Annotated in this window: 13 protein-coding genes; 3 read left to right on the top strand and 10 right to left on the bottom strand. The window is 69.4% G+C overall.

Annotation, left to right across the window (positions count from 1 at the left end; genetic code table 11):
- The first annotated feature begins 13 nt into the window (after window positions 1–13).
- Window positions 14–685 (top strand): peptidoglycan recognition family protein, encoded by a 672-nt coding sequence (locus OG254_RS33790; protein ID WP_351188164.1) that lies wholly within the window; start codon window positions 14–16, stop codon window positions 683–685.
- 43 nt (window positions 686–728) lie between these two features.
- Here OG254_RS33790 and OG254_RS33785 read toward each other — a convergent pair whose 3' ends face one another.
- The 3 genes from OG254_RS33785 to OG254_RS33775 all read right to left on the bottom strand — a co-directional run bounded on the left by OG254_RS33785 (window position 729) and on the right by OG254_RS33775 (window position 2,620).
- Window positions 729–1,904 (bottom strand): cysteine desulfurase family protein, encoded by a 1,176-nt coding sequence (locus tag OG254_RS33785; protein ID WP_405589338.1) that lies wholly within the window; start codon window positions 1,902–1,904, stop codon window positions 729–731.
- A gap of 166 nt (window positions 1,905–2,070) precedes the next feature.
- Window positions 2,071–2,343, bottom strand: coding sequence for a DUF4190 domain-containing protein (locus OG254_RS33780; protein ID WP_147993880.1), 273 nt, complete (start codon window positions 2,341–2,343; stop codon window positions 2,071–2,073).
- A gap of 43 nt (window positions 2,344–2,386) precedes the next feature.
- The gene (locus OG254_RS33775) at window positions 2,387–2,620 is read right to left on the bottom strand and encodes a DUF3099 domain-containing protein (protein WP_405589335.1); all 234 of its coding nucleotides are present in this window, start codon (window positions 2,618–2,620) and stop codon (window positions 2,387–2,389) included.
- 64 nt (window positions 2,621–2,684) lie between these two features.
- Between OG254_RS33775 and OG254_RS33770 the strand changes: the two genes are divergently transcribed.
- Window positions 2,685–3,311 carry a TetR family transcriptional regulator gene (locus OG254_RS33770; RefSeq protein ID WP_351188156.1) on the top strand — a complete coding sequence of 209 codons (627 nt, stop codon included), beginning with the start codon at window positions 2,685–2,687 and terminating at the stop codon, window positions 3,309–3,311.
- Window positions 3,312–3,413: 102 nt separating this feature from the next.
- On the opposite strand, the gene OG254_RS33765 is transcribed toward OG254_RS33770, so the two are convergent.
- Window positions 3,414–3,797: a hypothetical protein gene (locus tag OG254_RS33765; protein WP_405589332.1), complete on the bottom strand. Its 384-nt coding sequence runs from the start codon at window positions 3,795–3,797 to the stop codon at window positions 3,414–3,416.
- A gap of 127 nt (window positions 3,798–3,924) precedes the next feature.
- Window positions 3,925–4,800, bottom strand: a complete 876-nt coding sequence (locus tag OG254_RS33760; RefSeq protein WP_405589329.1) for a thioesterase family protein — start codon at window positions 4,798–4,800, stop codon at window positions 3,925–3,927.
- A gap of 124 nt (window positions 4,801–4,924) precedes the next feature.
- On the opposite strand from OG254_RS33760, the gene OG254_RS33755 reads away from it, so the two are divergent.
- Window positions 4,925–6,178 (top strand): alpha/beta hydrolase, encoded by a 1,254-nt coding sequence (locus OG254_RS33755; RefSeq protein ID WP_405589326.1) that lies wholly within the window; start codon window positions 4,925–4,927, stop codon window positions 6,176–6,178.
- Here OG254_RS33755 and OG254_RS33750 read toward each other — a convergent pair.
- The 5 genes from OG254_RS33750 to OG254_RS33730 all read right to left on the bottom strand — a co-directional run bounded on the left by OG254_RS33750 (window position 6,087) and on the right by OG254_RS33730 (window position 11,981).
- Window positions 6,087–6,743 carry a trimeric intracellular cation channel family protein gene (locus OG254_RS33750; protein WP_147993875.1) on the bottom strand — a complete coding sequence of 219 codons (657 nt, stop codon included), beginning with the start codon at window positions 6,741–6,743 and terminating at the stop codon, window positions 6,087–6,089. The genes OG254_RS33755 and OG254_RS33750 overlap by 92 nt on opposite strands.
- A gap of 63 nt (window positions 6,744–6,806) precedes the next feature.
- A complete protein-coding gene (locus OG254_RS33745; protein ID WP_405589322.1) occupies window positions 6,807–8,060 on the bottom strand; it encodes an ABC transporter ATP-binding protein in 1,254 nt (417 codons plus the stop codon).
- A 14-nt stretch (window positions 8,061–8,074) separates the two neighbouring features.
- On the bottom strand, window positions 8,075–9,157 hold the full coding sequence (locus tag OG254_RS33740) for an ABC transporter ATP-binding protein (protein WP_405589319.1): 1,083 nt from the start codon (window positions 9,155–9,157) through the stop codon (window positions 8,075–8,077).
- Entirely contained in the window at window positions 9,154–10,164 is a 1,011-nt protein-coding gene (locus OG254_RS33735) for an ABC transporter permease (protein WP_351188144.1), read from the bottom strand. Before OG254_RS33735 ends, OG254_RS33740 begins: the two co-directional genes overlap by 4 nt.
- A 92-nt stretch (window positions 10,165–10,256) precedes the next feature.
- Entirely contained in the window at window positions 10,257–11,981 is a 1,725-nt protein-coding gene (locus OG254_RS33730; RefSeq protein ID WP_405589316.1) for an ABC transporter substrate-binding protein, read from the bottom strand.
- Between the last annotated feature and the right edge of the window lie 45 nt (window positions 11,982–12,026).

Raw genomic sequence — 12,026 nt, 5'->3', positions numbered from 1 at the left:
CGTTGACGATCACATGGGACAGCGGAAGGCTTCGAAGGACGGCGACCGGAAGGTCGGGCGTCGTGCGTTGCTCATCGGGGGGACGGCGGCCGCACTGGGCACTGCCGTGCTGGCCCGCGACGAGCTGGCGCGCCTGTGGTGGCGGGTGCCGGGCGTGGAGAAGCCGCGCAAGGAGGGCGAGGTCGACTTCGCCGGGGCGCGGTGGGTGGCGGCGTCGGACGCGAACTGGCGGCGGGCGGACCGGCCCGACGACTACGGCATAGACATGGTGATCATCCATGTCACCCAGGGCAGCTTCGCCAGCGCGGTGAAGGTCTTCCAGGACCCGGAGCACGGGGCGGCCGCGCACTACATCGTCCGCAAGGACGGCCACGTCACACAGATGATCCGCGAGCTGGACGTGGCGTACCACGCGGGCAACCGCGACTACAACGAGCGCAGCGTCGGCATCGAGCACGAGGGCTTCGTGGAGCGCCCGCAGGACCTCACGGACGAGATGTACGAGGCCTCGGCGCGTCTGACGGCCCGGATATGCGCGCGCTACGACATCCCCGTCGACCGCGAGCACATCATCGGGCACGTGGAAGTGCCGGGCACGGACCACACCGACCCCGGGGAGCACTGGGACTGGGACCGGTACATGAAGCTGGTGCGGGCGGCTCGTACGGCGAAGGCGAAGGCGTAGCCGCCCTACGTCAGGCCGGCCGCCCTACGTCAGGCCGGCCGGTTTACGTTAGGCCGGCCGCCCGCGCGCGTTCCACCGCCGGGCCGATCGCCTTGGCGACCGCCTCGACGTCGGCCTCCGTGGAGGTGTGGCCGAGGGAGAAGCGCAGGGTGCCGCGGGCCAGGTCGGGGTCGGTGCCGGTGGCCAGCAGGACGTGGCTGGGCTGGGCGACGCCCGCCGTGCAGGCGGAGCCGGTGGAGCACTCGATGCCCTGGGCGTCCAGCAGCAGGAGCAGGGAGTCGCCCTCGCAGCCGGGGAAGGTGAAGTGGGCGTTGGCGGGGAGGCGGCCGCCGGGTGCCGGGTCGCCGCCGAGGATCGCGTCCGGGACGGCCGTACGGACCGCGCCGACCAGGGCGTCGCGCAGGGCGCCGATCTCGCGGTCGAACCACTCGCGCTGCTCGGCGGCGAGGCGGCCGGCGACCGAGAAGGAGGCGATGGCGGGCACGTCGAGCGTGCCGGAGCGGACGTGGCGTTCCTGGCCGCCGCCGTGCAGGACGGGGACGGGGGTGCGGTCGCGGCCCAGGAGCAGCGCGCCGATGCCGTACGGGCCGCCGATCTTGTGGCCGGAGACGGTCATCGCGGCGAGGCCGGAGGCGGCGAAGTCGACGGGGACCTGACCGAAGGCCTGGACGGCGTCCGCATGCAGGGGGACGTCGAACTCCCTTGCCACGTCGGCCAGTTCACGGATCGGCATGATCGTGCCGATCTCGTTGTTGGCCCACATCACGGTGGCCAGGGCGACGTCGTGGGGGTCGCGGGCGATGGCTTCGCGCAGGGCGTCGGGGTGGACGCGTCCGTGGGAGTCGACCGGGAGGTACTCGATCGTGGCGCCCTCGTGCTCGCCGAGCCAGTGGACGGCGTCGAGGACGGCGTGGTGTTCGACGGGGCTGGCGAGGACGCGCGTGCGGGCCCTTTCCGGGTCGGCGTCGCGGCGGGACCAGTAAAGGCCCTTGACCGCGAGGTTGTCGGCCTCGGTGCCGCCGGAGGTGAAGACGACCTCGCTGGGGCGGGCGCCGAGCGCTTCCGCGAGGGTCTCGCGGGCCTCCTCGACGGTGCGCCTCGCGCGGCGGCCGGATGCGTGGAGGGAGGAGGCGTTGCCGGTGACGCTCAGCTGGGCGGTCAGCGCCTCTGCCGCCTCCGGGAGCATGGGAGTCGTCGCGGCGTGGTCGAGGTAAGCCATGGTGACCACGAGTCTAAGGGGCGCCGATAGGGGACCTGGCGTCAAGGCCCCTTGCGGAACGGCTGCTGACGGGGATGCTTCGCGGATGCTTCAGCGCGCTCGGCTCGCGGCTGCGGCTCGTCCCTGGCCGCCTGCCGCAAGCTCGGGGCCCTGCCCCCGGCGACTGTCAGAAGCTCCACGACAGCGTGCTGTCCATCTGCATGAACGCCAGCAGGACGAGCAGGTCGGCAACCCCCAACCCCATGCCCAGGTACGCCCGGCCCTTGCGGCCGGTGCCCCGCCAGAGGGACGCGGCGGCCAGGACGATCGCGGTCGGGCCGAGGAAGACGTTGAAGACCAGCAGCCCGAGGAGGCCGAGGATGAAGGACGCCACGGCCATGCCGTCGGCGTCGCGGGTGCGGGTGCCGGGGCGGGCGGTGGCCGGTGCGGTGAGTTGCATGGGTGTCAGCTCCCGAGGTGTCGGTTCGGTCCGGTGGATGGAGTCAGTTGCGGCGGGCGTGACGCTCGCGGGCGGCGAAGACGGCCAGCCAGACGGCGATCACAGCGGCGGCGACGACGGTGAAGGCGAGCGGTGCGTGGGCGACGGCGCCCAGCATCACGCCCAGCAGCAGGAGCGCGGCGACGAGGAACAGCATGGGTCGGATCCCCCTCCGAGATCTCGCGTGACGATCTCTCTCGTTACGTTTCGGTGAACAGTTGTAGTAACAGTTGTTCACTGACTCCAAGTCTAGCGCGCCACACGGCTTTTCAATTCCAGAGAACAGTTGTTAACTGCATGGCATGAGTCACACCCTCGGCCTTCGGCAGGCCCAGAAACAGAAAACCCGCCAGGCGCTGCTGGACGCGGCGTTGGCACTGCTGGAGGAGCAGAGCCTGAGCAGCCTGGGCCTGCGCGAGGTCACCCGCGCCGTAGGCGTCGCCCCGACCGCCTTCTACCGGCACTTCCGCTCCACCGCCGACCTCGGCGTCGCCCTCGTCGAGGAGGCGCTGGGGAGCCTGCACCCGATGATCCGCACGATCGTGTCCTCGGCCGGCGAGAGCGACCAACGCGTGGAGCGTGCCGTCGACCTGATCGCCCGCCACGTCGAGACGCATCCGGCGCACGTCCGCTTCATCGCCCGCGAGCGGCACGGCGGCGTGCAGTCCGTGCGGGAGGCGATCCAGGACCAACTGGCCCGGTTCGCCGACGAGGTGAAGGTCGCGCTCGCCAAGGACCCGATCTCCGAGGGCTGGAACGACGACGACCTCCTCATGCTGGCCAACCTCTACGTCGACCAGATGCTGATCACCGCCTCGCTGTTCCTGGACGTCCTGGAGGCGCCGCAGGAGGAGCGGCGCCGCGTCACGCGGGCCGCGAACCGCCGGATGCGACTGATAAGCATCGGCCGGGAGCACTGGCTGGACTGAGCACCGCAAACAGGAAGAGGGCGGCACCCCCGGTCACCGGGAGTGCCGCCCTCGCCGTTCGGCTTCGTTCGGCTGCGTTTCGGCTTCGTACGGTGTCGTACGTCAGCTCTTGGTCGCCGAAGCCGCCGCGCTGGGCGCGCCGCTCGGGGCACCGCTGGGCGCCGCCCCGCCGCCCTGACCTCCGCCCGGACCGCCCCCGCAGCCGCCCTGTCCCCCACCGGGACCGCCCTGCCCCCCGCCCGGAGCGCCGCTGGGGGCACCGCTGGGGGCACCTGACGGCGCACCGGAGGCACCGGCCGAAGGCGCACCGGACGGCGCCCCGCTCGGCATGCCCGAGGGCGCGCCCGACGGCTGTTGGCACGACTGCTGCTGTCCGGAGTTGCCGCCGTTCGACGTCGACGACGAGTCGCCGGACCCGCAGGCCGCCAGGGCCAGGGGCGAGAGCGCCAGCAGGGCCACGGCGGGGAGGAGACGCGCACGCTTCATGAGAAACAGCTCCATGGAAGATGAGGAAGTCCTTGGGCTGGACTCAACCAACGGCGCTTAGGGCTTCCTTGGGGGCCTGCTGTCGACGGCCTGTGCGCGCGGCAAAGTAAGACTCAAGTCGGAGCCGTCAGCTCCCGGCGCCGCCGAGCCTCACCCGTGCCAGCTGCCTCGACTGAGCCACCAGTCGGTCCGCACTGTCCCAGACCTCCGCGTCCTCCTCCAGGAAGCCGCCCGCGAGATTGCGGGTCGTGATCGACACCCGCAGGGGGCCCGGGGCCGGGCGGCAGCGTATGTGGACCGTCAGCTCGACCGTGGGGACCCAGCCGGAGATGCCGATCTCGAAGGCGGTCGGCGGCAGCGCGTCCACCGCGAGGAGCAGGGAGAAGGGGTCGGCTTCGCGGCCGTCGGCCAGGCCGAACCAGGCCCTCATCTCGCCCTTGCCGGAGGGCTGCCCGAGTGCCCAGCCCAGGGTGGACGGGTCGAGCTTGAGCATCAGGCGGTCGGCGATGGCCGAGCTGCCGGAGACGGGCGCGGGACCGTCCTCGGGGCCGAAGCAGTGATCCATCGGCGGGATCACGGGCGGCTTGGCCGTCGTACGGACGTCGTCGGGCAGGGAGTCCAGGTCGCCGTAGGAGGCGAGGACGCGGATCCGCTCGACCTCGCGGCCCTGCTCGTCGTACTGGAAGAGCGAGGCCTGGCCGGTGGACAGGGTCCGGCCCGTGCGCACCACATCCGTGCGGACGACCGCCGGGCCCGGCTGGGAGGCGGTGAGGTAGTGCGCGGAGATCGTGAACGGGTCGCCGTGCGGCAGGGCGTCCGCGAGGGCGCGGCCGAGGACTGCCAGCAGATAGCCGCCGTTGACGGCGCTGATGATGGTCCAGCCGGCGGAGAGGTCGATGTCGTAGACGCCGGGTTCGCGGCGGGTGAGCTCGGTGTCGCGGTCGAACTCGCTGTCGCCGATGGTGGCCCGCGGGGCCGTCGGGGCAGAGGCTGCTTCTGGCATGGATGAACGGTACAACAGCTAACTACTAAGCGGTAGCTTTGGAATCTGGCGAGACGTGGCCAACTTTTCGGTAAGTGTCCGGCTCGCCCGAAACCCGAAGCCCGATCTCCCCCTCTATCAGGACATGAGTCTCACCGGGACCACGTTCCTCTACACGCTTGTCGCGCTGTGCGTCGTCGCCGTCGTCCTCCCCCTGATCTTCTGGTCACGGGTGCGCGGACCCCAGGTGGTGCGGGCCGCCGCCCGGGTGCTGATGGTGCTGTTCGCCCAGGGCACGGCCGTCGCCCTGGTCTTCACGATGGTCAACAACTCCAATCAGCTGTACGACAACTGGGGCGACCTGCTCGGCACCAGCGACCATGTGCACGAGGCCGCCGACCTCGGCGCGAGCGGCACCGGCGGGATCGCCCTGGAGAAGCTGCCCAAGGTCCGGCAGACCTTCAAGCCGGGCAAGGGTCCGGGCATGCGCGCGGAGGGCGGCGTGCTCGTCACGCAGCTCAAGGGCCGGGTGTCCGGGGTGCACGCCGAGGTCAACGTCTGGCTGCCGCCGCAGTACCACGAGCCCGCCTACCGCAACCACAGGTTCCCGGTGGTCGAGGTGCTGCCGGGCTATCCGGGCTCGTCGAAGGCGTGGTACGGCACCATGGACGCGCCCCAGCAGCTGGCGCCGCTCATGCGCAGCGGGCAGATCGAGCCGTTCATCATCGTCTCGCCGCGCACCACGCTGCTGCCCGGCAAGGACACCGGCTGCGCGAACATCGCGGGCAAGGTCAACGCCGACAGCTGGATCAGCCTCGACGTGCCGAAGATGGTCATGGACAACTTCCGGGCCCAGGCCGCGCCGGACGGCTGGGCGGTCGCCGGGTACTCGGCGGGCGCGCACTGCGCGGCCAAGCTGGCCGTCGCCCACCCCGACCGCTACCGGGCCGCGGTCAGCATGTCCGGCTACAACGACCCCGTCGCCGTACCCCAGTCGCTGGCCGGCAAGTCCCCGGCCCTGCGGAACGCGAACAACCCGTACGTGCTCCTCAAGAACGCCCCTGTCCCGCCGCGCATCGCCCTGTACATGTCCGGTCAGCCGAACGACGGGTACGAGGCGGCCATGGCCCTCAAGCGGATCGCGAAGGCGCCGACGCGGGTGGACGTCGTGTTCGTCCCGAGCAGCGCCGGCGGCCACACCATGGCGCTGTGGAAGCCGCAGGTCGTCCCGGCGTTCCGCTGGCTGAGCGAGGTGATGGGGGGTCCGCACCGGGCCCGTACGGCGCCGGGCTCGGGCTCCGGCGGTACTACTCCTCTCGCACCGTCGACCGACGGTTCCAGGCACGCGGAGCTCGCCAGTGGAACCTCATCGCCAGCAGACGCAGTACGAAGGCCGTGATCGCCGCGAGCGTGCTGGTGAGCGGGGTCAGGGCGTCGTAGTGGATGCACAGGACGGTCATCGTGGCGCCGACGATCGCAGGCACCGCGTACAGGTCACGGTCCCAGCGCAGCAGTGACGGGACCTCGTTGGCCAGGACGTCACGCAGCACACCGCCGCCCACGGCGGTCGCGAGGCCCAGGGCGACGGAGGCGGTGAGGTTGAGGCCGTAGTCGTACGCCTTCGTCGTCCCCGCGACGCAGAACAGGCCGAGGCCCGCCGCGTCGAAGACGTTCACGCCGGTCTGGATGCGCTCCACGTGCGGGTGGAGGAAGAAGACCAGGAGCGCGGCGAGCAGCGGGGTGAGGAAGTACCCCAGGTCCGTGAAGGCGGCCGGCGGCACGGCGCCGATGACCACGTCCCGGAACAGTCCGCCGCCCAGGGCGGTGACCTCGGCGAGGACGGCGATGCCGAAGACGTCGAAGTTCTTGCGAACGGCCAGCAGGGCGCCGGAGATCGCGAAGACGAAGATGCCGATCAGGTCGAGCGTGTGCTGGACGGACGGGCTGAACAGTTGATGGAGCACCCGTACATTCTCACCCAGCACCGGGCCCCCGCCTTGCAAAGGAAGGCGGGGGCCCGGCTTGGGTTACTTCTCGGTGGTTTCGGCGGAAGACGCCTCGGCCTCGTTCTCGGACGTGGCCGCCGTCTCCTCCGTGGCTTCGTCGGACACGGCACCCTCGGGTTCCGCCTCCGTCACCTCCGCCGTGGCCGAAGTGGCCGCCGACTCCGCGAGCACCTCGTCGGCCACCAGCTCCGCCGCCTCCTTGGCCACGGTCAGCAGGACGGTGTCCTGCGGCTGCTGGTCCTCGAAGTTCTCGGGGTGGTGGCACGCCACCTGCTGCCCGGGCCGCAGCTGCAGCAGCGGCGGCTCCGTCGTCCGGCAGATCTCCGTCGCCTTCCAGCACCGCGTGTGGAAGCGGCAGCCGCTCGGCGGGGAGATCGGCGAGGGCACGTCGCCGCGCAGCAGGATGCGCTCGCTCTTGACGCCCCGACGCTTGGGGTCCGGGATCGGCACCGCCGACAGCAGGGCCTTGGTGTACGGGTGCATCGGCGCCTTGTACAGCGACTCACGGTCGGCGAGCTCGACGATCTTGCCGAGGTACATCACCGCGATGCGGTCCGAGACATGCCGTACGACGGACAGGTCGTGGGCGATGATCACGTACGTGAGGCCGAGCTCCTCCTGGAGGTCGTCCAGCAGGTTCACCACCTGCGCCTGGATCGACACGTCCAGGGCGGAGACGGGCTCGTCGGCCACGACCAGCTTGGGGTTGAGCGCGAGGGCGCGCGCGATGCCGATGCGCTGACGCTGGCCGCCGGAGAACTCGTGCGGATAGCGGTTGTAGTGCTCGGGGTTGAGGCCGACCACCGACAGCAGTCGCTGGACCTCCTTCTTGATGCCGCCCTCGGGAGCGACGCCCTGGAGCTTGAAGGGGGCGCCGACGATCGTGCCGATGGTGTGCCGGGGGTTCAGCGAGGAGTACGGGTCCTGGAAGATCATCTGCACGTCACGGCGCATCGGGCGCATCTGCCCGACGCCGAGGTGCGTGATGTCCCGGCCCGCGAACTCCACCGAGCCGCCGGTCGGTTCGAGCAGCCGGGTGATCAGCCGGCCCATCGTCGACTTGCCGCAGCCCGACTCACCGACGACGCCCAGCGTCTCGCCCTTGCGCACCTCGAAGTCGATGCCGTCGACCGCCCGGACCGCGCCGGTCTGCCGCTGGAGCAGGCCCTTGCGGATCGGGAAGTGCTTCTTCAGACCGGTCACCTTCAGCAGGACCTCGCCGTCGCCGGCACTGTCCTCGGTCAGGGGCGGACCGCTCTGTTTCGGGATGCTCACCGCTTTTTCGTCGCTCACAGCTTCGGCGCAATCTCTTCGGTCCAGATCCGCTCCCGCTGCTCCTGGCCCATGTGGCAGGCGGCCCAGTGCCGCTCGCCGACCTCGGTCAGCTCGGGGCGGACCGTGCGGGTGACGTTGTCCTTCGGGATGTCGGCGTACGGGCAGCGCGGGTTGAAGGCACAGCCCGACGGGACGTTGATCAGAGAGGGCGGGGACCCCTTGATCGGGATGAGGCGGTCGGTGTCCTCGCGGTCCAGGCGCGGCATCGAGCCGAGCAGGCCCCAGGTGTAGGGGTGGCGGGGCTCGGAGAAGACGGAGTCGGCGGGGCCGCGCTCCACGGGCCGGCCGCCGTACATCACCAGCAGGTCGTCGGCCATCTCCGCGACGACACCGAGGTCGTGCGTGATCATGATGACCGCGGAGCCGAACTCCTTCTGCAGATCCCGGATCAGGTCGAGGATCTGCGCCTGCACGGTGACGTCCAGGGCGGTGGTCGGCTCGTCGGCGATGAGCAGCTCGGGGTTGTTCACCAGCGCCATGGCGATCATGGCGCGCTGGCGCATACCGCCGGAGAACTCGTGCGGGTAGCCGTCGACGCGCTTGTCGGGCTCGGGAATCCCCACCCGGTCCAGCATCTCGACGGCCCGCTTGCGGGCCTCCTTCTTGCTGACCTTGTGGTGGACCCGGTACGCCTCGATGATCTGCTGGCCCACCGAGTAGTACGGGTGCATCGCGGACAGCGGATCCTGGAAGATCATCGCCATCTTGCGGCCGCGCAGCCGGCGTACGTCGTCGGGGTCGGCGGCGATCAACTCCTGGCCGTCCAGCCAGACTTCGCCGGTGACCTTGGCGTTGGCCGAGCGGTGCAGGCCCATCACGCCGAGCGAGGTGACGGACTTGCCGGAGCCGGACTCGCCGACGATGCCCAGGGTCTTGCCCCGCCGCACGTCGAAGCTGACGCCGTCGACGGACTTGACCAGGCCGTCGTCCGTGTTGAAGTGGATACGCAGATCACGTACCGAAAGGAAGGCGTCGTCCGTGTCGGACGGGGCGGCTGCGGCGGGTTCGCCGAGCGCCGCTTTCTCGAGCTTGCTCACGAGTACCTCACCCGGGGGTCGATGGCTGCGTACACCAGGTCGACGACGAGATTGCAGAAGACGATGAAGAACGCGGCGACCAGCGTCACGCCCATGACGATGGGCAGGTCGTTGTCCTTGATGGACTGGACCGCGTAGGCACCGATGCCCTGCAGGGAGAAAACGGTCTCGGTGAGCACGGCGGTGCCTACCAGGGTGCCGAAGTCCATGCCGAAGATGGTGACGATGGGGGTCAGCGCGGCGCGCAGGCCGTGCTTGGTGACGACCGTCGTCTCCTTGAGGCCCTTGGCTCTGGCCGTGCGGATGTAGTCCTCGCCCATCGTCTCCAGCATGCCCGCCCGGGTGAGTCGGGCGTAGAGCGCGGAGAAGAGGAAGGCGAGGCTGACCCAGGGCAGGATCAGATGCCAGGCCCAGTCGGCGGGGTTCTCGGTGAACGGTACGTACTCGATGCTGTCCCAGACCGGGACTTCGTAGACGAAGATCGCGTTCAGCAGCTGGCCGGTGAAGAAGATCGGCAGGGAGACGCCGGCGAGCGCGATGAACATCGAGATGCGGTCGATCGGGCTGCCCTTGCGCAGCGCGGAGATGACGCCGATGGTGACACCGGTGATCACCCAGATCACGGCCGCGCCGATGGCCAGCGAGAAGGAGACCGGAATCCGCTCCGTCAGCTGGGGCCACACCTCGACATGGCTCTTGAAGGAGTAGCCGAAGCAGGGGGCGCCGCAGTGGGTCGCCTCGGGGCCGAACTTGTAGTCGGCGCCCACCACGAGACCCTTGATGTAGTCCCAGTACTGGACGGCGATGGGCTGGTCCAGCCCGAGGTTCTGCTTGACGGCGGCGATGGACTCGGGGTTGGCGTCCTTACCGACGTACTGCGTGGCCAGCTGATCGGCGGTCTGGCCACCGAGGCGTGGCACCAGGAAGAAGATCGCGAAGGTGACTGCGCTGACCACCAGCAGCAACAGCACTGCGCCAAAGACGCGTCGGATGATGTACGCAGCCACAGCTGTACGGCTCCGGGTGGCCGCGGCGGTTTGTGGCCGCCGCGGCCACCCGGTACCTTCACCTGCCTTTCAGGGTTCCGGCCTGCGGGTTACTACTTGGTGGAGCTCATCAGCAGGTAGTCGTACATGCCGAGGTAGGCCTGCGTGACCGTGACGTTGGCCGCGGACTCCGGCCGGAGCAGCAGGTTCTTGCGGTAGATGATCGGGACGACCGAGGCGTTGTCGAGAACCATCTTGTCGATGTCGCCCCAGGCCTTGGTGCGGGCCGCGTCGTCGGTGTTGGCGATCGCGTCCGTCAGGGCCTTGTTGATCTTCGGGTCGTTCAGCTCCATCAGGTTGGTGCCGCCCGAGGGCTTGATGGCGGAGCCGTTGATGACCTGGTCGAGGAAGCCGTACCCGGTCGGCCAGTCAGCACCCCACGCCATGGAGAGCATGCCGAGCTTGTGCTCGTGGACGTAGGTCGGGACACCGGCGAAGTTGGTGAAGTACTTGCCGGAGGGGAACTGCTTGATCTCGACGTTGACGCCGATCTTCTTCAGCGACGCCTGGACGGCAGTGGCCTGCGCCACCTCGGCGGGGCGGTCGGAGCGAGCGGTCAGGATCGTGTCGAAGCCGTTGGGCTTGCCACACGCCTTCAGCGCTTCCTTGGCCTTGGCCACGTTGCCCTTGTGACCCTCGGTCGCGTAGGTGTCGAACTTGGCGTAGCCGTTGACCGACGGCGGCAGCAGCGTGGTGGCCACGTCACCCTTGGGCGTGCCGCCCATGGCGTCGAGGACCGACTGCTTGTCGAGGCCCCACTGGACCGCCTTGCGGCAGTCGATGTTGTCGAACGGCGCCACGTTGACGTTCAGCGCGATGTACTGCGTCGCACCGGCGTACGAGTTGTCGGTCATGGCGGCGTTCTTGCCCTGCAGGACCTTCGGCTGCGTCTGCGGCTGGACACCGGTGCCCGCCGCGTCGGCCGTGATCTTGTCGGCGAGCAGGTCGTTGTCGACCGTCACCGGGTTGACCTTGAACTTGATCGAGATCTTGTCCGGCAGCGCCTTGCGGATCGGGTCCGTCTTGGCGTCCCAGTTCTTGTTGCGGACGAGGGTGGCGGCACGGCCTTCCTCGTACGACTCGAACTGGTACGGGCCGGAGGACACGATGTTCTGGACGTACTTGGCGCCCGTGTCCTTGGCCTGCGGCACCGGAGCCGTCTGCGAGAACGTCGCCAGGTAGTCGAAGTCGGCGAACGGCTGCTTCAACTTGAAGACGATCGTGGTGTCGTCCGGCGTCTCGATGGACTTGATGCCGTCCGCGGACTTGTCCTTGTAGGGACCCTTGTACTTGTCGCCGCCCTCAAGGTACGCCTTGAAGTACGTCGGGCCGTTGGACAGGGCCTCGGGCGCGAAGTTGGAGCGCTCGATGGCGTACTTCACGTCCTTGGACGTGATCGGCGTACCGTCCTGGTACTTCAGACCCTTGCGGAGCTTGTACGTCCACGTCTTGGCGTCGGCGCTGGCGGTGCCGAGGGACTCCGCCAGGTCCGGGACGACCTCCAGGCCTTCCTTGCCGGCAGCCGGCTTGAAGCTGGTGAGCGCACGCGCGTAGAGGCGGGAGAAGTTCTGCACCCAGCCGTAGTACGTGTTGCCCGGGTCAAGGGAGTCCGGCACGTCCGAGTGCTCGTACGTGACCGTGCCCCCCTTCTTCGTGGACGCGTTGACGATGGAGGACAGAGCGGCGTCCTTCTTGCCGCTGCCTCCGCCGCTGCCGTCGTTGTCATCTCCGCCACCACATGCGGCAGCACCCAGCGAGAGCGCCAGGACCGACGCCATTGCGGCGGTCACCCTTCTCGTCTTCACCTGAGGAAAGCCCCCTCT

It is taken from the genome of Streptomyces sp. NBC_01092 (assembly GCF_045039535.1).
In the GTDB taxonomy this organism is placed as follows: Bacteria; Actinomycetota; Actinomycetes; order Streptomycetales; family Streptomycetaceae; genus Streptomyces.
Note: the sequence above shows the minus strand (reverse complement) of the source record. Positions and strands in the feature narration are given on the sequence as shown.

What these genes read in the sequence shown, in the direction of transcription:
- OG254_RS33765 (WP_405589332.1), bottom strand. Translation starts at nt 3,797, where the DNA reads ATGAAGCGTGCGCGTCTCCTCCCCGCCGTGGCCCTGCTGGCGCTCTCG.
- OG254_RS33755 (WP_405589326.1), top strand. Translation starts at nt 4,925, where the DNA reads ATGAGTCTCACCGGGACCACGTTCCTCTACACGCTTGTCGCGCTGTGC.
- OG254_RS33770 (WP_351188156.1), top strand. Translation starts at nt 2,685, where the DNA reads ATGAGTCACACCCTCGGCCTTCGGCAGGCCCAGAAACAGAAAACCCGC.
- OG254_RS33760 (WP_405589329.1), bottom strand. Translation starts at nt 4,800, where the DNA reads ATGCCAGAAGCAGCCTCTGCCCCGACGGCCCCGCGGGCCACCATCGGC.
- OG254_RS33730 (WP_405589316.1), bottom strand. Translation starts at nt 11,981, where the DNA reads ATGGCGTCGGTCCTGGCGCTCTCGCTGGGTGCTGCCGCATGTGGTGGC.
- OG254_RS33790 (WP_351188164.1), top strand. Translation starts at nt 14, where the DNA reads ATGGGACAGCGGAAGGCTTCGAAGGACGGCGACCGGAAGGTCGGGCGT.
- OG254_RS33780 (WP_147993880.1), bottom strand. Translation starts at nt 2,343, where the DNA reads ATGCAACTCACCGCACCGGCCACCGCCCGCCCCGGCACCCGCACCCGC.
- OG254_RS33785 (WP_405589338.1), bottom strand. Translation starts at nt 1,904, where the DNA reads ATGGCTTACCTCGACCACGCCGCGACGACTCCCATGCTCCCGGAGGCG.